Origin of the sequence: Lactobacillus sp. M0393, assembly GCF_016102025.1 — a bacterium.
Taxonomy (GTDB): domain Bacteria; phylum Bacillota; class Bacilli; order Lactobacillales; family Lactobacillaceae; genus Lactobacillus; species Lactobacillus melliventris.
In genome coordinates this window covers 117418-140530 of record NZ_JACFPK010000007.1, presented here as the reverse complement: position 1 = coordinate 140530, position 23113 = coordinate 117418, and the positions used below count along the sequence as shown (strand labels likewise).

The following is a 23113-nucleotide window of genomic DNA, read 5'->3' as shown; positions in this document are numbered from 1 at the left end:
ACCGTCTTCCTTTTTAAGACAATATTAATACTTACTTTAACTGAAAACTTATGCTTTTTCTAATAATGACTTGCGTAAATTCAAATATTCTGATTCAGTCAGGCCCAATTTGTCAGTTGCATACTGATAAATTGTGCCGTATTCGCGCATTATTTTGGTAATTGAAGCAGTAATAAATTCTTCTCTAGTGTCAAAAAGGGCATACATATAATCCGCAACTTCTTTATTACCAGTTTGTTGCAAAAATTTTTGATAATAACGAGCATTCTTCTTAACACGTGCTCGTTTAGTTAGCATATAATCATAAACCAGTAATTCTGCTGGTACGCCCAGAATTCCTTCCAGGACCATGAAGCCAAAACCGGTTCTGTCTTTACCACCACGGCAATGTTGCAAGCTGGGTAAATACTTACTTTGAGCTGTAACTTTAATGGTATTACTAAAAGCCTCTATGCTTGCAGGACTATCGACAAAGGATTCTTGTTGTCTGATCATTTGATCATTACCAGTTTCTCCTTTAGCCAGTGCTTCTTTGGCCCTTTCTTTCATATCTTTACCGGTATCTAAGTTTTGTGCTCTGCCGGCGATAGCAGCTGTTTCTGCATTAGGATCAAAAGCAAAAGTATGAATTGCAGGATCAATAACAGGATCAGGTGTATCTTTAACTTCAATTGCACCCCGAAAATCAATTATTGAGCGTAACCCCAAATTTTTGACAAAAGTATAGCCCGAAGGCTCTAGATTGTGCAAATAATCAGAGCGATAAACTTGCCCCCATTTGATTCTCATGCCAGCACTTGTGCGGTAGCCACCAATATCACGCAGATTATACATCCCCGGAACGGGCAGTATGCGATAGCCAAATAATAAGGGCTCGTGCTTCTTAAAATTCAGAATGAAATAAGTTGGTCTAACAGTTGAATAGGTAAATTGAAAGCAGACCTTAGTTTTATTACTGGTTAACAAATACTTTTTTTCTTTAGTATATTTGTCGTTATTCATAGTCCAATATAATTCATAATCAGGTAAGTTTTGTTCATCTGTCTTAATATCTACTTCTGTTTGACCATCATCTAAAACATATGCTTCTGCGTAGTCTATTTTCATTAGTTATTTCCTTGCACTTGTTCAATATATTCTTTGATTGGTGTAGGCGCATCATAAGCTGCCATTTGAAAGTTTATTTCGAGTCCTGAGTCAACCAATTTATCTAGTGCATCCTTTTCTTCTGGAGTAAAGCACAGGTCATTGTTGTAGCGAATTGTACGTTCTTTACGCTCTCTCATACCACCAAAATTAACTGACTTAATGTCAACCCCGCCTTCGATTAAGTGCAATAAATCAAGGGTACTGGTCAATATTAAAAAGGTGGTCTTTTTTATAGGATTTTTCTTGTAAACTCGAATAAATTTATCAACTCCAAAAACATGCACGATATAACCAGGAGCAGCCATTTTCAACACTTGCTCTTGTACTGGGTTACTAGCTGCCCTATCACTGATGCATATGATTTGCTCAGCACCAACATGACGCAGCCAGGAACTAGCAACCTGACCATGAATTAATCTGTCATCAATACGAGTCCACTTGATTGGCATTTTGTTTCTCTCCTTCTTTTGCTTTTTCAGTAATATTCACTAACGCTTGCGGATAAGTTCTTTCAATAATCTTTTTAGCTTCTGCTAAATTTTCAGGATTGCTCAAGCATAGTTCCAGTAAAACTGGCATATTTAATCCTGAATAAACTAAGACATTCTCATTTGTCAAAGTTAAATACGTAGATACATTAGCAGGGGTACCACCAAAAATATCAACTAAGATAAGAGTTTCCGTATTTTTTTCGTTGAGCGCCTTTAATTTAGTTTGAATTTCCTCAAGACTTTCTTCATAAGTTTTACCTTTAGTAACAGATAAAACTGCAACATTTTTTTGCGGCAGTCCAATAATCATTTCAGCCGACTTTAATGCTTCCTGAGCAAACAAGCCGTGACTGGCCAAGATAATATTTATAGCCATTAGTAACCTCCTTACAAATTATTTGATAATTCCCATTACTGCTAAAACTGTTCCTAAAATCAAAATAGCAAATATTAACCAAGTTAAGTATTTACGTGGTAAATATGAGTGTAATTTATAAAGGCCTAAGGTAAACAGCAAAGGTAACAGCTTTGGCATCACGCCGTCTAATAATTTTTGGATGACAATTTTTGTACCCTTGGTATAAATGACTGTACCAACATTTATCTTGACGTATTGGGCAATAAGTGCGCCTATAACCATGACACCGATCGCTGTTGAAATATTAATTATCTTTTGCATAACCTTCTTTTGGTTACCACTTTTAATAAATTCTGTACCCTTTTCGTAACCAAAAATAATTCCATAATATTTAACAACAATATTGATTCCGTTATAAATGACAAACATCAAAATTGGCCCTAATACATTTCCTTGTAATGCATAGGCTGCACCGATACTGCCGGCAATAGCCTGAATGGTTATTTTAAAGACACTGTCACCAATACCAGCTAATGGTCCCATCATTCCGGCTTTGATAGCAACAACTGCTTCTTTTTCATCTTCGCTGGTTGTCTCTTCAACAGCCGCGGTAATTCCCAGAATCATACCTGTTGCCGTAATTTGTGATAAAAAGTAGGTCAGATGGCGCTTCATGGCTTCTATTCTAAGTTCCTTATTATCACCATAGAGACGGCGAATAATTGGTACCATCGCATTTAAAAAGCCAATAGCCTGAGTCAAGACCAGCGTCGAAGTAACGTTTAGTCCCCAAATTTGCAATCGCCAAAAGACTTTATTTAAATCCTTACGGGTAATTTTTTTACTGTTTTTAGTTTCCACTTCATTACTCATAGGTCGTACCCCGTATCTTCATCAACTTGCTGATTATTAGAACTACTATTTTCTGTACCCATTTCATTTTGCTTATCTATAATTTCCATAATATAGGAATAGATCACGGCAAAAATTAAAGAAATTAAGGTAACTGGTAAAATGCCTAAGTTTAAATAGGCTGATAAAACAAAGCCAAAAATTAAGAATGGCCACAATGTGCCCTTCATCATCATTGTCATTAAGATGGATAATCCCACAGCAGGCAATAAGGATGACGCTGTTCCCAAACCATTTAAGATATTACTTGGTACAACAGCCAGTATTTTATCTATTATGCCCTTTTGGAAATAAACAAACAGAAATGTTGGTATTGCTCGAATTGAAAACTGTATAAGAAAAGCAACAATATTTATTTGCATTATCCCACTTAAATCACCGTTATCAGCCAATCTTTGAGCCCATGGTTCGAAAAACTGTTTTAATACCCGTGTAACTACTATTAACTGTTGAATTAAAACGGCTACAGTAGTTGCGGCTGCGACTCCGGCAGCAATTCCTTTTGGCGTAGCACCTGTTCCTGAAGTAATTGAAACAGTAACTCCGATAATTGTCCCGACAATCATATCTGGTGTTTGATAACCCGCCATGTTGCCCAGGCCCATCCACATTAATTCCAATGTAGCGGAAATCACAAGTGCTGTTGGTAAATCTCCCAGGATAAGTCCTACAACCGGTCCAACCAGCAAAGGCCTCCGAAACATTTGCGGTCCTTGATCGTCAAATGAACAATATCCTGCCCAAATTGCGATTAGCAAAGCTTTTACAAGACTCATTAACGTACTCCTTTCATCTAAATAACTTTTTAGTTATTCAATTAATACATTGTCAGTATAAAATAGCGCTTTCATAACCTCCATGGATTTTTTATCGTTTAAAATTGCAAAAAAATAGTAGGAAGTCAGCTTAAAAGTAATCAAATAAACCAAGCTTATATTATTTATACAAACTTGGTTTATTTCATTTAATTAAATATAGATCTACCTATTTTTTGGCACACGCACTAAATTATCTCTCACTAAACATTCAGCAATTTCTACTGTATTGCTGGCAGCACCCCTTAATAAGTTATCAGCTACGATCCACATATTAAATGCACCAGAATTTTCTTGATCTGGGCGAATACGCCCCACGAAAGTCTCTTTTTTACCAGCTGCTAAAAGTGGTTGGGGATAAATCTGATTTTCAGGGTCATCCTGTAACACAAGTCCAGGAGTTTTCACAATTTCCTGCTTTATTGCTGCTGTTGTTGCAGTTTCGTCTTGCAACACAAAATAAACCGTTTCCCCATGACCAATTTCAACCGGCACGCGAACACAAGTAGCAGTGACTTTAATCTTCTTTGAATCCTGATCATTAAACAAAATCTTTTTGGTTTCATGAATCATTTTCCATTCTTCATGCGTGTACCCATCATCTTCAAAAACATCAATTTGCGGTAACAAGTTAAACGCCAGAGGATAATGCTTTTTAGCAGATGCGGTTGGCAGAATTTTAGCTGCTGTCTTTTGCTTATTCAACCTATCTTGTGCTTGCTGCAGCAGCTCAGCCCAAGCTGCCTTACCAGCACCCGAGACGGCTTGATAAGTTGAAACAATAATTTGCTTAATTCCCCATTTAACGTGCAGCGGATAAAGCGCAGCTACCATCTGAATGGTCGAGCAATTAGGATTAGCAATGATGCCATGATGATTAACTAATTGGTCATCGTTAACTCCCGGAACAATTAAGGGCACATCATCAGCCATACGAAAAGCACTAGTATTGTCCACACATACCGCTCCTCTTTTGACAGCTTCAGGCAATAATTTTTGTGACACCGCACCACCTGCAGATGATAAAACTAAGTCCACTCCCTTAAATGAATCAGGTTGTGCTTCTTCTACTGTAATTGCTTGATTTTTAAATTTTAGTTTTTTACCTGCTGACCGTTTAGAAGCTAGTAGCTTGATTTGTTTGACAGGAATTTTAGACTTTTCTAGTTCATTAATTAACCGCTGACCTACTGCACCTGTGGCACCCAGAACTGCAACTGCGTATTTTCTCATCAATTTTCACCTTTTTCTGCTAAAAATTTTTGCATACGGTTCATAGCCGTATGCAAGTTTTCATCGCTGGCAGCGTATGAAAAACGAATATACCCTTCACCGCCAGGACCAAAAGCATTTCCGGGCGTGCCCCCGACTTTAGCCTTGTGAGCTAAGTCCAGTGCAAAGGCCTCATCGTCTTGACCATAACTTGCTGGTATTTTGGCAAAAACATAGAATGCCCCTTCACTGGCATGGGTTTCAAGGCCCATATTGTTTAGCGCACTAACAATATAGTCCCGCCTTTTTTGATAAATTGGCCGGGCCTTTGCTGGATCCTGATCACCATTTTCCAAGGCCTCAGTGGCTGCCGCTTGTGCAGGATTAGATGGAGCTGTTACCAAAAATGCGTGCATCTTTGCAATTAAACTAATTAAAGCAGCTGGTCCTGTTACATAACCCAGACGGTAACCAGTCATCGCGTGAGACTTGGACAAGCCATTAATTAACAAAGTACGTTCGGGTAAATAACGCGCAAGCGAAATATGATTAAAGTCATACGTTAATTCACTATAAATTTCATCAGAAATAACATAAAGATGATGTTTTTTAATAATCGGTGCGATTTGCTCTAAAACAGAGCTGGGACATTCTCTGCCAGTAGGATTAGTAGGATAGTTAAATAAAATCGCTTTAGCATGAGGATGCTCATTTAACGTCTTTTCCAGCGCCTGCGGAGTTAACACGAAATTTGTATCTGCCGTATTGATGGCGACCAATTCAGCTTTAGTGTATTGAATTAGCGGAAAATAAAGAGCATAGGATGGCGTAGGCACAATAATTTCATCACCTGGTTGAAATAATGCCAACATGGTTGCAGCTATGGCCTCCGTCGCACCAACTGTGACGATAATTTCACTTTCAGGATCATAAGTTAAGTCTTGCTTGCGTTTTAGATAATTGCTGATAGCCTGACGCAATCTGGGTGTTCCTTTTTGAGCCGAGTAATGCGAATCATTATCTAAGATGCTTTGGGCTGCAGCTTTTTTGACATGTTCAGGTGTATTTAAATCGGGTTCTCCTAAAGTTAACTTGATTAAATCAGGAACATCGTCAACTTTTTGGGCAAAAGCACGGATACCAGAAGGTGGAATTTTTGCCAATGGAGTATGAATAATTGAAGTTAAATCAGTAGCTAATTGGGGCATTTTGTTCTCCTTGTAATTACAAAATCTGGTCTAAACCGACCACTAAATCTGTTAAATCCATTACTCGGCTCAAGGCTACTTTAACGCCCTGCATAAATGAAGAACGGGAAAATGAATCTTGTCTGATAGTTAAAGCTTCGCCAGGGCCGCCAAAAAGGACCTGCTCATGAGCTATATAGCCAGGTAATCGCACAGAGTGAACAGGAACGCCATCATAATCGGCACCGCGAGCTTGAGAATCATTCTCAGTTTGTGAACAATTTGCTGAATTGCGGTTTTCTGCAATTAATTTAGCAGTCGCAATAGCCGTAGCACTAGGGGCATCCCTTTTATCAGCATGATGCATCTCAATAACCTCTGCATCAGGAAAATAACGGGCAGCTTCTTGCGCAAACTTCATTAATAAGACAGCCGATAAGCCAAAGTTAGGAACAATAATGCCGCCTACCTTTTCTTTTTGTGCAATTGCTTGCAACTTTTTAGTTTGTTCTGGCGTTAAACCGCTTGTCCCCACAATTGGATGCATATGATGCTCCAACGCAAATTTAGTATTTTCATAAACTGCTTGTGGAGTCGTAAAATCAATCCAAACATCAGCAGCAATATCGACCATTGCTAAATTATCAAATCGCTTAACCTCAGGCTTGAAATCCGAACTCTCAGATGCAGTAGGTGCCAAAACTGCTACCAATTGACAGTCAGGTAACTTTTCAACTAATTGGACAGTTTGCCTGCCCATGGATCCTGTGGCACCAGCTATCAAAATTTTTTTCATTACTCTACTCCTAGTTCTAGTGGCAATTCATGCAATAATGCTGCTTCACTTAAACCTAAATGAACAGCTAATTGCCGTTTTTCTGTTTCATTTAAAGCCACAAGCGGTAACCGGCAGCCGCCAGCTGGCAACCCTTGGGCGTTAAGGACGGCTTTAACAGGTGCCGGTGAAGGATACATAAACAAAGCTTGCATTTTTGGCATTAATTGTCTTTGCAATTTGCCCGCTGCAGCGATTTTCCCCTGATCTAAGTCATCATACATTTCCCGCATAGCTTTGCCATAAATATGAGAGGCTACCGAGATCACGCCTCTTGCCCCTAAGACCTTAGCCGTTAAAGACTGCAGGTCTTCACCTGTATACACCAAAAAATCATTGGCTGCATGTTCAACAATATATTCCAAATCTTCTAAATCTGAACATTGCTTAACACCAGCAATTTTTGGATTATGCGATAACTCAACCAAAGTTTCTTTAGTGATCTTAATTCCTGTTCGACCCGGAATGTTATAAATAATGATTGGTACCGGCGAATTTTCAGCCACCTTTTCAAAATGGGCTGTAATTCCCCTTTGATCTGGCTTGTTATAGTAAGGTGCTACTACCAGTGCCATATCAATACCGGGAATTTGTCCTACTTCTTGTGTAAACGCAACGGTCTGTGCAGTATTATTGCTGCCCGTACCGGCAACCACTGGCACACGCCCAGCAATTATTTGAGCAAATTTAGTATATAATTCAATCTTTTCGTCATGGGTCATTGTTGCTGTTTCACCAGTCGTACCGCCAATGACGAAACCATTGCTGCCAGTGTTGAGTAAATGCTCGGTTAAGCGCTTCAGACCAAGATAGTCAACTTTATCTTCCTTATTAAAGGGCGTAATTAGCGCGGTCATTAAATCTGCCTTGTCAAAATTAGTCATGTTTTTTCTCCTTTTGAGCTACATGTGACTCAGTAAAAAACCTACCACTGCTTTAATTCCTACTTCTATGGCTTCTTCATGCGGGTTAAAGGTTGCAGAATGAAGTTGCGCATCATCATCCACTCCCAGCCAGAACATGGTGCCGGGAATTTGTGCTAGTAAATAGCCAAAGTCTTCACCTGTCATAGCCGGTTGCATCTCTTGGTAATTAATTTGAGGATTTTCCTTCATGTAATTAATAAACTCGCTTGTGATTTGCGGATCATTTTCAACTGGCCAATAGCCACCCTGATTAAGTTGCAAATCAACTTTAGCATTATAGCTGTGTGCTATTCCTTGAGTTATCTCCTGCAGACGCTGATCAATTTTTTCAATCATTTTTTGGGTTAATCCCCGAATGGTCCCTTCTAAATGAGCATGACCGGCAATCGCATTTCTAACTGTTCCAGCCCTAACTTTTCCTATTGTAATAACACCACCTGCAATGGGATCAATACTGCGCGAAATAATTGTTTGAATTTGCTCTATTAACGCAGCTGCAGCCACTACCATATCGTTAGCTTGCTGCGGATACGCCGCATGTCCATCCTTACCATATAAATCAATATTGATTTCAGTTGTCCCCGCAAATAATGTTCCTAAGCGGCAGCCAATTGTACCGGTAGGTAAATCTGGAGTGTCGTGCAAAGCAAAGAATTCATCTGGGCGCCATTTACCAGTAAAAATTCCTGCCTCATAGGCTTTTTTACCACCACTCTCACTTTCTTCAGCTGGCTGGAAAAAGAACAACAAATTGTCCTGTGGTTGGTGCTCGCAAAAATAAGCCAAAATTCCAAGCGCTACTGTCATGTGGATATCGTGACCACAAGCATGCATTTGACCTTGATTGTGGGAAGCAAACGGCAGGCCGGTCTGTTCTTGAACTGGCAAGCCATCTATATCTGCGCGATAGCCAATTGTTTTTTGAGATTTTTTCCCTCTAACTCTAACTAAAATAGCTGTAGGCAGTTCAGAACATGTGCGAATTTCAATGTATTTTTGATTAAAATTACCAATGACCTGCAAGAGATATTTTTGTGTTTGATATTCATGCAACGCTAATTCCGGTATTTGATGCAAGTCACGGCGAATTTTAATAAGTTGCGCAGAAGTTAACATTAATTCACAGCTTTCTTAGTCCCTGTTCAATTCCTGTCTTAGAGGCAGTTTTTTGATCACGCATTTTAATAATTTTTGCTGGTACTCCGGCAACGACGCTGTTTGCAGGTACATCTTTTGTTACTACCGCTCCTGCCGCTACTACCGCATGGTCACCAACTTGGACTCCTTCTAAAACTACTGCATTAGCACCTATCAAAACATTTTTGCCTATTTTTACAGGTTGTGCTGAGGCTGGTTCTACGACTCCGGCAATTACCGCTCCTGCTCCTATGTGGCTGTTCGCACCAACGATTGCTCGGCCGCCCAAAACAGCATTCATATCAATCATGGCATTTTCGCCAATTTCTGCTCCAATATTAATGACAGCCCCCATCATAATTACCGCATTTTTGCCTATTTCAACATTTTCACGAATAAGGGCACCCGGTTCAATTCTGGCAGAAATATTTTTAAAATCTAGCAACGGAATGGCAGAATTACGACTAACATTTTCCACTTGGTAATCAGCAAATTTGTCAGAGTTTTTTGCTATAAAAGGACCCAAGACTTGCCAGTCTCCCAAAACGACTCCAGTACGAGTTTCAATAAAAGTTTTGCAGTCTGCTGGCCAATTTAACTGAGACAAATTTCCTTTGACATAAACTTTAACTGGTGTTTTTTTGGTTGAATTAGCAATAAAATCAATGATTTCAGTTGCCGACATTTTTTTCATATTTATAATTTATCCTTCCATTTGATAAAAGCGATCATGACTAACTAGATCCGCATAAGTTTCACGTGTAACTACTTCTTGTGCTTGCCCATTTTCTGCAAAAACAACAGCTGGCCTAGGAACACGATTATAATTAGCTGCCATACTATAGCCGTAAGCACCAGTTGCTAAAACCGCAATTACATCTCCGGGTTTGCTTTTAGGCAGTGCCAATTTGTTAATAATAATGTCACCAGATTCACAATAGCGACCTGCGAGCTTGACTGTTTCTACAGGCTTTGCTTGTGGGTTTTCTGCTAACAGTGCCTCATATTCTGCCTGATAAAGTGCTGGTCTGATATTATCTCCCATACCACCATCAACTGCTACATAAGGCAAAAGCCCTGGCACATCTTTCCGTGAGCCAATTGTATACAAGTTATAGCCGGCCTCGCCGACAATCGAACGTCCTGGTTCAATCCAAATTGTAGGCATTTTTAAGTGGCTGGCTTGCGCACATTTTTTAACTGTCTGCACTATTTGACTGATGAAGGTTTGAGCAGTCAAAGTATCATCCTGCGCGGTATATCTAATACCAAATCCGCCTCCTAAGTTTAAAACGCGCGGCTGGTAATCATATTTTTGTTTCCAATCGTTCACTAACTTCATCAACTTCTCTACTTCAAGTTTAAAGCCCTCAGCTGCCAAAATTTGCGAACCGATATGTGCGTGCAGTCCAATTAATTCCATTTGTGCGTTAGCTCTAACTTGCAAAAACGCCTGCTCAGCTTGACCTGAACGAATATCAAAACCAAATTTACTGTCCTCTTGACCGGTTTGGTCATATTCATGTGTATGAGCAGAGACCCCTGGAGTTACTCTCAACATTACCTGCACGCGAGTATTAGTTTGTTTTAAAATCCTTTTTAACAGTTTAATCTCAGTAAAATTATCTAAAATAATCACGCCCACATGGTTTTGGACAGCCATTAACAACTCATCTGGGGTTTTATTATTACCGTGAAAACTGATTTTTGCCGCAGGAAAACCGGCTTTAAGTGCAGTAAATAATTCACCTCCAGAAACAACATCCACATGTCCGCCCAGCTCATTAATTACTTGGTAAATTGCCATCGTAGCAAATGCCTTACTAGCATAACTAATGGCATAATTTATCTGCTCTTTTTCAAAAGCATTTTGGAAAGCCTGAAATTGCCGTTTGATTTTCTGGACGTCATAAACAACTAAGGGGGTACCAAACTTTTTTGCCAGTTTCAAAGCGTCTACTCCCCCAATTGTCAAATGACCCTGGGTATTAGTTTGATAATAATCATTAGCAGTCATTTAAGTCTCTCCCTTTTTGTTAAATAAAAAAGGCTCTTTTGTTGTACCTAACAAAAGAGTCCTTCAAGTTATTATCTGGTATCAATTTTGTCGATAGCGCTCCGCGAACATAAAATTGCGACAGTCCGTAACCTGTTTGATTACGTCCCAGCTTATTAATTACCGCAATAATTAATGCTTCGGCAACCGCCCCTTTGACTAGTTTCTTAGTTTTTGCAGAAACTCCACCAGCTACTCTTGTTGGTTGCAACCTCTTCGATTTATTAAAATATTATTATTAATTAATATGATTGTCAACCATTTTCACTGACAATTGCTTTTTAATTTTTAAAATAAAAATCTTGTTTTTCAAATTTATTTATTTTTTATCTTGTAAAATGCCATTAGCACCAATACTTTTAGCGCAAATTTTAATGCAATAATATGACCCAAAACAGCCGCTTTACTGAATAACAGCTTTCTTTTGCAGTTGAAGATTAAAATTTTAATGTTAAAATCCAATACTAATTACTTAAATTAAATTTAATTGTGAAAGGTATTAACATGAAAGTTGTTAAATTTGGTGGTAGTTCTCTAGCTGACGGAGAACAATTTCAAAAAGTTTTAAAAATTATTAATGCTGATCCAGCTCGTAAAGTGATCGTGACTTCTGCTCCTGGCAAAAGGTCTAAAAACGACACTAAAGTAACAGATTTATTAATTACGTATGCAGAAAATGTTCTTAATAACCAAGATTACAGTGCAACGGTAAAAGCAATTTGGTCCAGGTATCAGGATATCGCGACCTACTTTCAAATATCTGGGCAATTAGTAAAGCCTTTGTTACAGGAATTACTCAATCTTCCTCAACTCTCTTATCCAAACACAGATTTTTTAATGGCGGGTTTTAAAGCACATGGTGAAAAACTTAGTGCACAGCTTTTAACTTTAATTCTGCAAAAGCGCCATATAGCCGCTCGCTTTTTGGATCCCGCAGAAGCTGGCTTTATGGTTACTAGTAATGCTAACGATACTCAAGTTCTACCAGAAACTTACGAAAATTTACAAAAATGGGCACAAACTGCAGATTTATTAGTCATCCCCGGCTTTTATGGCATTACACAAGATGGCTTAATAGCAACCTTTTCTCGGGGTGGATCAGATATTACCGGAGCAATTTGGGCCCGTGGAATTAAAGCAGATTTATATGAAAACTTTACGGATGTAGATGCAATCTATGCAGCTGACCCTAGAATTATTGCGCATCCCCGTGCCATTAAGTTTATGACATACCGTGAGTTGCGGGAGCTATCATATGCTGGATTTTCTGTTTTCCATGATGAAGCCATTATTCCCGCAATTGAAGGCCGGATTCCCGTAAACGTCAAAAACACTAATCATCCGGAACTGCCAGGAACAATGATTGTCCCGCAAAATAGTTTTACCCCGCAAAGTACAATTACAGGTGTGGCAAGTTCTGGACATTTTGCCGCATTATATTTACATAAATATTTACTAAATAAAGAAGTGGGATTTACACTTAAATTACTGCAAATATTCTATAAATTTAATATATCATATGAACATATGCCATCAGGAATTGATGATTTGACCGTTATTTTTGATAAAAGGCAATTTGATAAACAAATTCGTCAGCAAATGTGTCTTGCAATTCAAAAAGCACTTCAACCTGATCAACTAGAATGGATTGATGATTATGCCATCATTATGGTGGTTGGAGAAGGGATGCGCAACAAGATTGGTGTAATGAAAAATATCACTCTGCCTTTAGCAAAAAAGCATATTGCCATTCATATGATTAACCAGGGTGCTTCACGCATTTCAATCATGCTAGGCACCAAAAAGGCAGACGCAGCTGCCGCTGTTAAAGAAATTTATCACCAGTTTTTTAATTAATTTAAGGAGAAATTTTCATGATACAACTACAAAAAGTTCACGGCTCACAGAATAAGTTTTTTCTACTTGATCAAACTCAATTTCAAACACCGTTATCTAAGGGAGAATTAGTCAACTTGACGCAACAGATAACTAAGCCGGAAAGTGGCTTACTTAATGGTGCTGACGGTTTACTAGTGGTCAGCAATTCAGACCATGCGCAAACTCTAGGAAAAATGGAAGTTATCAATGCTGACGGTTCTTTTGCTTCCATGTGTGGTAACGGGTTAAGGACAGTCGGCCGCTATTTAGCACAAAAATACCATAAAGAAACATTCAAAGTTGAAACTATGCAAAGCGATTTGCGTGTCAGCTGTCAGCCAGATTGGGCGCCAAAGGTTAAGGCAATCAGTGTTGAAATCAGCCCGGTTAGTTTTGCAGCTGCGGCTCTGCCCTTTACTAATCTAGGTTATTCTGAATTAAATAATCAAGAAGTGCCAGAACTGGCACCAGAATTGAAGTTTTCAGCAGTTGCTGTCCCTAACCCCCACTTGATCAGCTTTGTTTCAGACAGTGTCTTCAAAAGCGATTTATTAGCAAAATTAGGCACAAAACTAAATCAAAAAAATCCTTATTTTCCAGATGGGGTAAATGTTAGTTTTGCTCAAGTTTTGAGTGCGCACCATCTATTTGTACATACTTTTGAGCGAGGTGTAGGCTTCACCAATGCCTGTGGTACAGCCATGTCAGCTGCAAGTCTAATTTACGCTTTGACCTGCCAGTCAATGAATCTGTTTGACAAACTACTGACTGTTTCTAATCCTGGCGGCTTTGTTCAAACTAAAGTTCATCGCCGTGGCCATAACTATTGGATAGAATTAATCGGAAATGCTACGATTACACATTATATTGACGTTGCAGAAAGTGAATTGCACCAGAAGCATCCCAACTTTAATAACTTTAAGGTTACGACCACCTCTGAAAATGAGGCATATCAAGAATTTATTACCACACAAAGCAATAACTAATTGTTGCTTTAATACCGACAAAATTTATTGGCATAAAAAAAGTGAATCCAAAAGGTTGATTCCTTCTGAACTCACTTTATGCACCAAATTTTTAAAGTTTGGAATTTTTACGAAGAATAATATTCAAATAATACTCATGGAATTATTATATTGCATCTGCAGTACTTGCTTGTGCAAGTAGGGTATTATTATCAATTCCATCAACACGAACATTATCTTTTAAAGAAACTTTTCCACTAGTTACGATGACTGGACTAATAATATTATATTGCTTTTCTACTTCTTTTAGATCAAAAGAAATTAATTTTTGACCCTTTGAAACTTTCTGTCCCTGAGTTACGTAAGTTTGGAAAAATTTCCCGTTTAATTCAACTGTATCAATACCTACATGTATTAAAACTTCAATACCATTTTTCCCACGTATTCCGACAGCATGACCAGTCTGTGCTATAACCGCAATCGTGCCATCAAACGGAGCTTTTACAACACCATTTTTAGGTATAATTGCAAAGCCGTCACCCATTGCACCGGAAGAAAATGTTGTATCAGGTACTTCTTTCAAACTCACCAAATCACCTTCCATAGGTGCAAAAATATCTATTGTTGACAAATCTTCACGGGTTGTATTCTCTTTACTTACATCAATAACAGGTTTCTCATCTTCTACACCAACTTTAGGTTGCAAGACTAGTACTAATAATGCAGTCGATACTATTGCAATTCCCAGTCCAATTATTACATGAATAAATTTAGGCATAAGTGCATAGACAGCTAAACTTAATATATTTGATGGTGTGAAGCTGCCCAAATGATAGCCCATTGCTGAAACATAAGCTGCTCCAAGACCTCCACCTATACAAACGGATAGTAATACACGCTTATATTTTACGATCACACCATATAGTGCAGGTTCTGTAATACCTAAAATAGCAGAAATACCTGATGCATAAATGACTGATTTTTCTTTCTTGGATCTTGTCTTAAATACCATAGTTAAAACGCCTGTTGCCTGGGCAAAAGTTGATACTAACATTGTTGGCATCAAAACGTCATAGCCTTTTGAAGCGAAATTTTGGAAAACAATTGGGGTTAATGCTTGATGCATACCTGTCATGACCAGTAATGGACGTAATCCACCCAAAATAGCACCAGCTAACGCACCAGAAAATGAAAACAGTTTCATAGAAGCAGCAGATAATATACTGCCTAAATAATTTCCTAAAGGTCCTATGGCTATTAATTCAATGGGGATCATTATAATTAAAACAACAGTTGGTACAAAAATAACCTTTAGCATGTCAGGCATATGCTTATCTACAAACCTATATAAATAACTCATTATCCAGACAGAGAGAATAATAGGTAAAACAGATGCACTATAATTTATCACGGGAATAGGCAACCCTAAAAAATGATAGTTACTGATTTTGCCCACATTATTAATTAAGCTTGGATATAGTAAAGCGCCAGCTAGAACCGCTGATAATATTGCATTTGTCTTAAAGAGCTTTGCTGCTGATATAGCCAATAAAAAAGGTAAAAAATAAAATGTAGCATCGGCCATCAAATTAAGAATAATATAAGAATCAGATTTTTGTGATATTAATGAAAAAGATGACAGAAGTCCCAAAATTGCTTTCATCATACCGGCACCAGCAATAGCTGGAATAACCGGCAAGAAAACATTTGAAAAGATTTCAAGTAATTTGCTAAAAAAACCTTTCTTTTCTTTCACTTCAGTTTCTTGACTTTCTTCTTGACCAATACCTGTTAAATTCGAAATTTCGTCATACCAATCAGCGACTGCTGGTCCTATGACAATTTGTAATTGGCTATTTTGAAATTGAGTGTTTAATACTCCGTTAATTTTGCTAATTGCATCTAGATCAGCTTTTTTATCATCAGCAAGATTAAATCTTAACCTTGTCATGCAATGGGTCATACGTTGAATATTAGCAACCCCACCTACATCTTTAATGATTGAGTTTATCTCATCTTTATGTTTCATATTTGTTCTCCCCTTACATCAGCCAGCCGGGCTAAATGTATTGTTATATACATTTGTTCCTCATCGTTTATATCAACTTTAAAGTCGTGTAGTATTACTTTTCTTATTTTTTTAGCTAAAGAGTATTCGAAGGGATATTTTTCAAAAACAATCTTTGCAATATCAGCATCGATTTCATTTGTTTCCTTACCATTTTCAAAAATTCTAATAATCATATACTGTATGTGACGAACGAAACGGCTATATGCCAAAGAATCTTTGCTGATATTTGGCATTTCTTTTTCAACTATGGCTAAAACTTTCTTTAATGCTTCAGTTAAGCGCAGTATATTGTGAGTACTTTTATTATCTTTGATAGTTGCATCTACAAAATGCATTGCTATAAAGCCAGCTTCGTCTTCTTTTAATATCGTAAATTGATATTTTTTAACAACTTTTAAGGCATACTCACCAATCTTGTATTCTGTTGGATAAAACTTTTTTATATCTAAATTTAAGGGATTTGGAGTATATATTCCATCACGCGCCCTAGAAATAGCGTAATCTAAGTGATCAGTAAGACTAATAATAATATTCTGGTTTAAATTAGTATCTAATAGCTTTTTCCCATAATTAATTATTTTGTTACTTGTCTCAATTAAGTCAGTTGAAACTGAAGTTAAAATGTTTTTAACTGATGGAAAAAGATTTTTATTTGTCATCACAAAAACTTCGTCACTATTCTCAATAGAGATAGTCTGGCCTCTTTTTTTATCATGACCTATTCCTCGACCAACTATAATAACTTGGTCACCATCTTCATTAATAACTTGAACAGCATTGTTATTTAGTATTTTAATAATATGCATACTATCCCCTTCAACCACTATTAAAATAAGCAATTACCGTTCGTTTCTATTATTTCTTTATAAACATTGAAACTATCTTTCTTTATTCTCCTCATCGTTCCCTTGCCGTCATTATCACGATCAACATAAATAAATCCGTAACGCTTATTCATCTCACCCGTACCGGCAGAAACGATGTCAATTGGTCCCCACCAAGTGTAGCCAATCACTTTACAACCATCCTTTATTGCTTCACCAATTTGTTTAAGATGTTTTTTAAGATAATCCGAACGTTCTTTATCATGAATTTTGCCATCTTCACTTATTTTATCTACAGCGCCAAGACCATTTTCTACTATAAACATAGGACAATCGTATCTGTCTTGAACCAAATTACACATCCAACGTAATCCCAGGGGATCTACTGGCCAACCCCAAGCTGAATTCTTTAAATAAGGATTTGGTTTTCCAACCACTCCACCAGTATCACCATAAATTTTCATTCCATCTTCAAAAGTACTAGAACGATAATAGCTGAATGCTAAAAATTCAGATTTATATTTTCTTATTAAGTCAAGCTCCTCATCAGTAATGTCAAGTTTGACATTATATTCATCCCATATTCTCTTTACATATCCCGGATAGCAGCCTTTTAATTGCACATCCGAACTTACAAATGTTCTTCGCTGTAATTGGAGAGCACCAAAAACATCCTCAGGTTTGGGGCTTGCTGGATAAACAGCTGCTTGACTTAAAGAAAGCATAATACCCATATGAGCATCAGGCATTATTTCTTTAGCCAATTTATTAGCTAAAGCATTAGCAACATACATATTATGCTGAGCCTGATAAATTTGAGAAAGTTGGTGAGAATAAGTACCCGATAAGTCCATTGCTGCAGCTGCATATGGAATAGTTTGTGTATTGTTCATTTCATTAAATGTCATCCAATAGTGTACTTTATCGCCAAAACGTTCAAAAATTGTTTTACAAAATTTAATATAAAGAGATATTAACTTTTTGTTTTCCCAACCATTATATTTTTTATGTAATGCTAAGGGGGTTTCATAATGCGATATTGTTACTACAGGCTGAATTCCTAAGGAGAGCATTTTATCAAACAAAAAATCATAAAAATGAAGTCCCTTTTCGTTTGGACTCTCTTCCTCTCCTGTAGGATAAATTCTCGTCCAGGCAATAGAGGTACGAAAACATTTAAAGCCCATTTCAGCCATTAATTCCAAATCTCTTTCATAATTATGGTAAAAATCAATAGCTTCATGACTGGGATAAAAAGTATTTGGCAGAACTTCTTCGTCGTGCTCATTTTTCGCAATCCCATGTTGTGTAGTATCTGTAATTGCAACACCTTTTTCATCTATATTCCAAGCACCTTCTGCTTGATTTGCCGCTATCGCTCCACCCCATAAAAAGTCTTTCGGAAAAACAGACATATAATTTACCTCCAAAATAAAAAAGGCAATACCACTCGTTCTCTCGAACAAGAGGTATTGCCTGATCGTATCAGTTACAAACCGAATATTCAGTTAGAATTATTTTACCTCTTCTCTGTAAGCGGTGTCAACAGCAAAAATATTTTTTAAGCTGATTATAATTAAAATCTGCGCTAATTTTGATGAAACTTTTGTTTTTCCAATCGCCATTTTGAAGTGACTTTATAGCCTTTCTTTTTCATAATAGTGAAGTAAAATATACTTGATAAAGCGATTTCACAAAAAGGAGTGCTGTAAAATGTCAGAACCAGATTATCAAAAATTAGTTCAAGAAATGCGTAGCGAATTTAAAAAAGGTGACGACCAACGTGACGAAGGCTTACCAACACAAATTCCCGAAGTAGAAAGATTTGATAATATACCTTATGGTAATGATCCCAAGTATCAGATACTTGATGTGTACTTACCACAAAAAAGAACTAATGGAAAACTACCGGTTATCGTCAATATCCACGGTGGCGGCTGGGTATATGGCACTAAGGAAACATACCAGTTCTATTGTTTAGCTCTTGCTAAAGCAGGCTTTGCAGTAGTTAACGCCAATTATCGGTTAGCACCTGATGTTGTATACCCGGGCGAGTTAGATGATATTAATCGGGTATTTCATTGGGTAGCCAAAAAAGAAAATGCCGCTAAATATCAGTTTGACTTAGACAACGTCTTTATAGTTGGAGACAGTGCTGGCGGTCAAATGGGTGAACAAATTTTAGCAGTTTATACCAACAATGAATATCGTAAATATTTCGGCTATTCTGTACCTAACTTAACTATTAAAGCTGCTGCTTTAAACTGTGGCGCTTACTTCTTAACAGAAATTAATTCAATTGCCGGTACACCCGAAGCTTATTTCAGACCTGAAATTCGCATGGATAAACACGATGAATTAAATGTAGAACAATTCCTAACACCGGCATTGCCACCCCTGTTTATCATGACTTCTACCGATGATTTTCTGCGTGATAATGCCTACATGCTTTCAGGTTATCTCCACGCTAAAAACATTTACCATGAACTTCATTTTTATGGTGATAATGATCATCGCCGGGGACACGTTTTCCACGTTAACCAAAAAGACGATTTAGCCAAGCAGTGTAATGAAGATGAGTTAAACTTCTTCCGCAAATATCTCAATTAAATAATATCTACCAAAACTGGTTGAACTAGTATAATTTAGTTCGACCATTTTTAGTAAAGGAGAAAATATCATGGCACGTGATAAGCATGAGTTAGTGCAATTAGATGAACTTCCCGTTTTTATCAAGGTTCATCAATACCCGGGCTCTTCAGAAGTACCTCCTCACTGGCATCAAAGTATTGAGCTGAGTTTTACACTAAGAGGGAAAATTGACCATTTTATTATTGGTGGGGTAGATCATGAAACGCATCCTGGCGAAGTTTTAATAATTAATACCCAAGTTGTTCATAGCGTGCGCAATCTTAACAGCTCTAAAAATGATCTGGCTTTATCCCTGCTTTTTCCTTATCCCTTAGTATTACAAATGTTTCCTGAAATGGACCATTATCAATTTGAATTGCAATCCCTTGCAAAATTAAGTTTAGAGCAAGTAGAGCAATATCATTATTTACAAACTTTATTGAGTAAAATTATTGCCATCAAATCTGCACCAGCTAAAGCTTTTAAAAATCTGGACTTAACTATCCTTAGCTATCAAGTTTTAAATATTCTACTCAAATACTTTTTAAAACAACGAGATAATAAGGGGCAAATATCACGTAACTTAATTATTACCGAACATTTGCGTCATGCTCTAGATTATATTCAAGATCATTACCAAGAGCCAGTTACACCCCAAAACATTGCGGACAGCTGCCACTTATCACGGCAATATCTGCAACGAATTTTTCATCAAAATATGGGAACTACTATCGGTAAATATCTTAGGAATTTCCGGGCACAAAAAGCATATCAAGATTTATGTCATACTGCTATGACTCTCACAGCAATAGCAATGAAAAACGGCTTTAGTGGTATCCGCTCTTTAAATAGAGCAATGGTTGATTATTATGGCCAAACTAGTATGCAAATCAGAAAAAGTTCCTCAGCGCCAGATCAAAGCTACTGAAAGCGTTATTTTAACTGTTAAAAGAGAGTAATATATTATTAAAACTAGTATTAAATAAAAAAGAGGCAATTAATATGAAAAAATTTAATCCAAAATCTGGATTATTCAAATGTGCTTTATTATCAATATCATTAATGTTAATGATAGCACCACAAATTTCTTCAGTACTGCCGTTGATGTACTCATCATTTCCGCAAGTTTCACGGGCTGCCGTAGAGACATTAAGCACAATTCCTAATATTGGAATTGTTGTAGGTCTGATTATAAGTCCCTTTTTAATAAAACTGATCGGAACCAAGCCAACGGTTATTACTGGTTTAGCAATTGCTTTACTGGCAGGCACATACCCAATGTACGCAGCAAGTTATACACCAATTTTAATTTCCCGTTTTCTTTTAGGAGCCGGGATTGGTCTCTTTAATTCATTAGCTGTTAGTCTGCTGTCCAAATTCTATCAGGGCAACGAACTATCAACCATGCTTGGTTTTCAAAACTCAATGGGTAGTGTAGGTGCTGCTGTATTTTCATTTTGTGTTGGTCTCTTAGCCGTTATGGGTTGGCATGCAACTTTTGCAATCTACTTAGTAGCACTGCCAGTCATGCTATTATTCGGCTTAGTAGTGTCATTACCAAATGAAAAAAGTGAGGGAACTGATACTGAAAATTCACCAGTTAAAGAGGAAAATAAGATCAACGGCAGCGTCGTGGAAATCTCTCTTATTATGTTCTTCATGTACGTCTTCTTTATGCCAATGACTTTTAAATTACCACAATTAGCCACTACGCAAAAAATCGCCAACGTTAGTCAAATTGCTTTTGTTTCAAGTGTAGCAACTCTGGTTGGGATACCTGTCGGAATGTGTTATGGCTATTTGAAAAAGAAACTCCAAGATTTAATTTTACCTATAGGTTTGTTGCTGCAAGTTGTTGGACTATTGGCTCTTGCCTATGCTGCTAATTTACCAGTATTGGTTATTGCTGTTATTGTCTTAGGCACTGGGTTTGGTCTGTCAGTCCCTTATATTTTTAACTGGCTAGATGAAGCAGCTCCGCGAAATTCGGTCAACTTTGCTACAACGATTACTTTAGTGCTCGTAAATGTTGGTTGTGCCGCTTCACCGACGATTATAGACTGGTTAGGCAGCAATTTAGGTAATGGTTCACCTCGTGCCGATATGACGATGGCTGGAGCTGGTATGATTATTTTGTTCTGCTACAGCTTGATCCACTATTTTAAAGTAAGAAAGCACTAGAAATAACTAAATATAAAAAAGAGTTGACGTGATTTTTTCACGGCCAACTCTTTTTTTATATGTTAATTTATCCTGGCAAACTATTGCTGCTTGCTTCTTTCTTTTCTAGAGAGCCAAAACATAAATAGCGGTAAAATTACGAAGCCAAAGATCATCATGAAAATTGCATACCAGTTAACACCGACGACTTTACCATTCTCAATAATGCCAAATTGCGCTTGCCAGTTATATTTAACCAGCAAAAAGATTACTAAAATTATTGACAATATTGGTACAAATATATCAGTTAAAACATTCTTAGGAGCTGGTAAAATTGGTTGCTTATTTTTACCATAGTAAAAACAAATTACTGCCAGCGGAACAATGATAAAGCCTAAAAATCTGACCATGGCGCTTAATGTGATCAAATTAGTCATGTTATATTGAAAAGCTAAAGGTACTAAAATTGCTAACGCTTCAGAAATAAAAAATGTTTTAATAGGAAAGTTATTTTTAGTTCTTTTGGTTAAAGTACCTGGTAGTTGATGTTCACGTGCCATTGCCTCCAAAATGCGTGGCGCATTAAAGCTAGAGGCGACATTTATTCCCAGCATAGAAATAAGCGCACCAACTAAAATTACATCCCGCAATACTTCATTTTTAAAAATTGCACTGACTGCTACCACTTGTTTAGTCGTCATCAGCGCCTTAGGATCTAACACCATCGCTACGGCCACTACCCCAATATAAATAGCGGCGATAACTAAAATTGCTAGTGGAATAGCCTTTGGTAAGTTTTTTTCTGGCTCTTGCATGTCTTCTGAACCAGAGGCAACTGATTCAAAACCTGTAAAAGCATAGAACGCTGAAACAACGGCCATCACGAGTCCTGTAGTAGTTAAAGTTGGTACTATTCTTTGTCCGTTTTGCGTTATTTGGTCAACAGATGACAAACTATGTGTGGCTCCAGTGGTAATAAGTAAAACAACACCCGCCACAATAATTAAAATTAATGCAGCTAATTTACCTGCTGTAGCCATGTTCATAACAAGTTTCACAAACTTTTGTCCAAATAAGTTAATTACAGTAACTACTACCATTAAGATAATAAAACCAATAGTAACATTTAAAAATTTATCTGGATTGCCACCAAAAATAGAAATAGTCGATTTGATTACACCAACAGCCATTACTCCCCAGGCAACACTAGCAGAAAAGTAACGCAAAATGCCAACGTAAAAACCAACGTTATCACCAAAAGCAGCTTTAGAATAGGCATAAGAAGCACCAGATTTAGTTACATACTTAGCAGCTGCTGAAAATGAAATAGCTAAGACTGAGGCAAAAATTGCAGCAATGAAGTAGACAATTAAAGCTTTACTCCCTGCCTGACTAACTACACTACCAGGTGTTAAAAAGATACCGGAACCAATAATTGAGTTAATAGCTAAAAGAACAATCGACCAAAAGCCAAGTTTGTCTCCTGCGTTTTTGTTTTGAGTCATA

General features: G+C 37.4%; 21 protein-coding genes and 1 riboswitch. Of the genes, 5 read left to right on the top strand and 16 right to left on the bottom strand.

Going from position 1 to position 23113, the window contains the following annotated elements; all coding sequences use genetic code 11:
- Positions 1 to 48: 48 nt before the first annotated feature.
- The 12 genes from H3R29_RS07495 to lysA all read right to left on the bottom strand — a co-directional run bounded on the left by H3R29_RS07495 (position 49) and on the right by lysA (position 11039).
- Positions 49 to 1107, bottom strand: a complete 1059-nt coding sequence (locus tag H3R29_RS07495; protein WP_198202958.1) for a tyrosine-protein phosphatase — start codon at positions 1105 to 1107, stop codon at positions 49 to 51.
- On the bottom strand, positions 1107 to 1598 hold the full coding sequence (locus H3R29_RS07490; RefSeq protein WP_187157064.1) for a PTS sugar transporter subunit IIB: 492 nt from the start codon (positions 1596 to 1598) through the stop codon (positions 1107 to 1109). The genes H3R29_RS07495 and H3R29_RS07490 overlap by 1 nt, the downstream gene beginning before the upstream one ends.
- Positions 1573 to 2016: a PTS sugar transporter subunit IIA gene (locus H3R29_RS07485; RefSeq protein WP_046325672.1), complete on the bottom strand. Its 444-nt coding sequence runs from the start codon at positions 2014 to 2016 to the stop codon at positions 1573 to 1575. Before H3R29_RS07485 ends, H3R29_RS07490 begins: the two co-directional genes overlap by 26 nt.
- Positions 2017 to 2034: 18 nt before the next feature.
- Positions 2035 to 2871, bottom strand: coding sequence for a PTS system mannose/fructose/sorbose family transporter subunit IID (locus H3R29_RS07480; protein ID WP_046325673.1), 837 nt, complete (start codon positions 2869 to 2871; stop codon positions 2035 to 2037).
- On the bottom strand, positions 2868 to 3686 hold the full coding sequence (locus H3R29_RS07475; RefSeq protein ID WP_198202957.1) for a PTS sugar transporter subunit IIC: 819 nt from the start codon (positions 3684 to 3686) through the stop codon (positions 2868 to 2870). The genes H3R29_RS07480 and H3R29_RS07475 overlap by 4 nt, the downstream gene beginning before the upstream one ends.
- Before the next feature lie 204 nt (positions 3687 to 3890).
- Positions 3891 to 4961 carry an aspartate-semialdehyde dehydrogenase gene (locus H3R29_RS07470; protein WP_198202956.1) on the bottom strand — a complete coding sequence of 357 codons (1071 nt, stop codon included), beginning with the start codon at positions 4959 to 4961 and terminating at the stop codon, positions 3891 to 3893.
- Positions 4958 to 6145 (bottom strand): aminotransferase class I/II-fold pyridoxal phosphate-dependent enzyme, encoded by a 1188-nt coding sequence (locus tag H3R29_RS07465; protein WP_198202955.1) that lies wholly within the window; start codon positions 6143 to 6145, stop codon positions 4958 to 4960. Before H3R29_RS07465 ends, H3R29_RS07470 begins: the two co-directional genes overlap by 4 nt.
- A 16-nt stretch (positions 6146 to 6161) precedes the next feature.
- Positions 6162 to 6920, bottom strand: a complete 759-nt coding sequence (gene dapB / locus H3R29_RS07460; RefSeq protein ID WP_198202954.1) for a 4-hydroxy-tetrahydrodipicolinate reductase — start codon at positions 6918 to 6920, stop codon at positions 6162 to 6164.
- Positions 6920 to 7843, bottom strand: a complete 924-nt coding sequence (gene dapA / locus H3R29_RS07455) for a 4-hydroxy-tetrahydrodipicolinate synthase (RefSeq protein ID WP_198202953.1) — start codon at positions 7841 to 7843, stop codon at positions 6920 to 6922. Before dapA ends, dapB begins: the two co-directional genes overlap by 1 nt.
- Before the next feature lie 18 nt (positions 7844 to 7861).
- Positions 7862 to 9001 carry an N-acetyldiaminopimelate deacetylase gene (locus H3R29_RS07450; RefSeq protein ID WP_198202952.1) on the bottom strand — a complete coding sequence of 380 codons (1140 nt, stop codon included), beginning with the start codon at positions 8999 to 9001 and terminating at the stop codon, positions 7862 to 7864.
- 4 nt (positions 9002 to 9005) lie between these two features.
- On the bottom strand, positions 9006 to 9716 hold the full coding sequence (gene dapD / locus H3R29_RS07445; RefSeq protein WP_198202951.1) for a 2,3,4,5-tetrahydropyridine-2,6-dicarboxylate N-acetyltransferase: 711 nt from the start codon (positions 9714 to 9716) through the stop codon (positions 9006 to 9008).
- 9 nt (positions 9717 to 9725) lie between these two features.
- Entirely contained in the window at positions 9726 to 11039 is a 1314-nt protein-coding gene (lysA, locus tag H3R29_RS07440; RefSeq protein WP_198202950.1) for a diaminopimelate decarboxylase, read from the bottom strand.
- Positions 11040 to 11124: 85 nt separating this feature from the next.
- Positions 11125 to 11303, bottom strand: a riboswitch (Lysine riboswitch).
- 279 nt (positions 11304 to 11582) lie between these two features.
- Between lysA and H3R29_RS07430 the strand changes: the two genes are divergently transcribed.
- Positions 11583 to 12935 carry an aspartate kinase gene (locus H3R29_RS07430; RefSeq protein ID WP_198202949.1) on the top strand — a complete coding sequence of 451 codons (1353 nt, stop codon included), beginning with the start codon at positions 11583 to 11585 and terminating at the stop codon, positions 12933 to 12935.
- Between the two features lie 17 nt (positions 12936 to 12952).
- Positions 12953 to 13942, top strand: a complete 990-nt coding sequence (gene dapF / locus H3R29_RS07425; RefSeq protein WP_198202948.1) for a diaminopimelate epimerase — start codon at positions 12953 to 12955, stop codon at positions 13940 to 13942.
- A gap of 145 nt (positions 13943 to 14087) precedes the next feature.
- Here the strand turns inward: dapF and H3R29_RS07420 are convergent, their stop codons facing one another.
- The 3 genes from H3R29_RS07420 to H3R29_RS07410 are packed head-to-tail and all read right to left on the bottom strand — an operon-like array spanning position 14088 to position 18231.
- Entirely contained in the window at positions 14088 to 15950 is a 1863-nt protein-coding gene (locus H3R29_RS07420; RefSeq protein ID WP_198202947.1) for a beta-glucoside-specific PTS transporter subunit IIABC, read from the bottom strand.
- Complete coding sequence (locus H3R29_RS07415; RefSeq protein WP_198202946.1) at positions 15947 to 16798, bottom strand: PRD domain-containing protein; 852 nt, start codon at positions 16796 to 16798, stop codon at positions 15947 to 15949. The genes H3R29_RS07420 and H3R29_RS07415 overlap by 4 nt, the downstream gene beginning before the upstream one ends.
- A gap of 20 nt (positions 16799 to 16818) precedes the next feature.
- The gene (locus H3R29_RS07410) at positions 16819 to 18231 is read right to left on the bottom strand and encodes a glycoside hydrolase family 1 protein (protein WP_198202945.1); all 1413 of its coding nucleotides are present in this window, start codon (positions 18229 to 18231) and stop codon (positions 16819 to 16821) included.
- A 298-nt stretch (positions 18232 to 18529) separates the two neighbouring features.
- Here H3R29_RS07410 and H3R29_RS07405 point away from each other — a divergent pair, with 298 nt between their 5' ends.
- From H3R29_RS07405 to H3R29_RS07395, 3 genes are all read left to right on the top strand, one after another.
- Complete coding sequence (locus H3R29_RS07405; protein ID WP_232352251.1) at positions 18530 to 19426, top strand: alpha/beta hydrolase; 897 nt, start codon at positions 18530 to 18532, stop codon at positions 19424 to 19426.
- 70 nt (positions 19427 to 19496) lie between these two features.
- Entirely contained in the window at positions 19497 to 20375 is an 879-nt protein-coding gene (locus H3R29_RS07400) for an AraC family transcriptional regulator (RefSeq protein WP_198202944.1), read from the top strand.
- A 74-nt stretch (positions 20376 to 20449) separates the two neighbouring features.
- A complete protein-coding gene (locus H3R29_RS07395; RefSeq protein ID WP_198202943.1) occupies positions 20450 to 21628 on the top strand; it encodes an MFS transporter in 1179 nt (392 codons plus the stop codon).
- 80 nt (positions 21629 to 21708) lie between these two features.
- On the opposite strand, the gene H3R29_RS07390 is transcribed toward H3R29_RS07395, so the two are convergent.
- Positions 21709 to 23112: an APC family permease gene (locus H3R29_RS07390; RefSeq protein ID WP_198202942.1), complete on the bottom strand. Its 1404-nt coding sequence runs from the start codon at positions 23110 to 23112 to the stop codon at positions 21709 to 21711.
- Position 23113: the final 1 nt, after the last annotated feature.

Coding starts and splice junctions, on each gene's coding strand:
- H3R29_RS07495 (WP_198202958.1), bottom strand. CDS start 1,107: ATGAAAATAGACTACGCAGAAGCATATGTTTTAGATGATGGTCAAACA.
- H3R29_RS07490 (WP_187157064.1), bottom strand. CDS start 1,598: ATGCCAATCAAGTGGACTCGTATTGATGACAGATTAATTCATGGTCAG.
- H3R29_RS07485 (WP_046325672.1), bottom strand. CDS start 2,016: ATGGCTATAAATATTATCTTGGCCAGTCACGGCTTGTTTGCTCAGGAA.
- H3R29_RS07480 (WP_046325673.1), bottom strand. CDS start 2,871: ATGAGTAATGAAGTGGAAACTAAAAACAGTAAAAAAATTACCCGTAAG.
- H3R29_RS07475 (WP_198202957.1), bottom strand. CDS start 3,686: ATGAGTCTTGTAAAAGCTTTGCTAATCGCAATTTGGGCAGGATATTGT.
- H3R29_RS07465 (WP_198202955.1), bottom strand. CDS start 6,145: ATGCCCCAATTAGCTACTGATTTAACTTCAATTATTCATACTCCATTG.
- dapB (WP_198202954.1), bottom strand. CDS start 6,920: ATGAAAAAAATTTTGATAGCTGGTGCCACAGGATCCATGGGCAGGCAA.
- dapA (WP_198202953.1), bottom strand. CDS start 7,843: ATGACTAATTTTGACAAGGCAGATTTAATGACCGCGCTAATTACGCCC.
- H3R29_RS07450 (WP_198202952.1), bottom strand. CDS start 9,001: ATGTTAACTTCTGCGCAACTTATTAAAATTCGCCGTGACTTGCATCAA.
- dapD (WP_198202951.1), bottom strand. CDS start 9,716: ATGAAAAAAATGTCGGCAACTGAAATCATTGATTTTATTGCTAATTCA.
- lysA (WP_198202950.1), bottom strand. CDS start 11,039: ATGACTGCTAATGATTATTATCAAACTAATACCCAGGGTCATTTGACA.
- H3R29_RS07430 (WP_198202949.1), top strand. CDS start 11,583: ATGAAAGTTGTTAAATTTGGTGGTAGTTCTCTAGCTGACGGAGAACAA.
- dapF (WP_198202948.1), top strand. CDS start 12,953: ATGATACAACTACAAAAAGTTCACGGCTCACAGAATAAGTTTTTTCTA.
- H3R29_RS07420 (WP_198202947.1), bottom strand. CDS start 15,950: ATGAAACATAAAGATGAGATAAACTCAATCATTAAAGATGTAGGTGGG.
- H3R29_RS07415 (WP_198202946.1), bottom strand. CDS start 16,798: ATGCATATTATTAAAATACTAAATAACAATGCTGTTCAAGTTATTAAT.
- H3R29_RS07410 (WP_198202945.1), bottom strand. CDS start 18,231: ATGTCTGTTTTTCCGAAAGACTTTTTATGGGGTGGAGCGATAGCGGCA.
- H3R29_RS07405 (WP_232352251.1), top strand. CDS start 18,530: ATGTCAGAACCAGATTATCAAAAATTAGTTCAAGAAATGCGTAGCGAA.
- H3R29_RS07400 (WP_198202944.1), top strand. CDS start 19,497: ATGGCACGTGATAAGCATGAGTTAGTGCAATTAGATGAACTTCCCGTT.
- H3R29_RS07395 (WP_198202943.1), top strand. CDS start 20,450: ATGAAAAAATTTAATCCAAAATCTGGATTATTCAAATGTGCTTTATTA.
- H3R29_RS07390 (WP_198202942.1), bottom strand. CDS start 23,112: ATGACTCAAAACAAAAACGCAGGAGACAAACTTGGCTTTTGGTCGATT.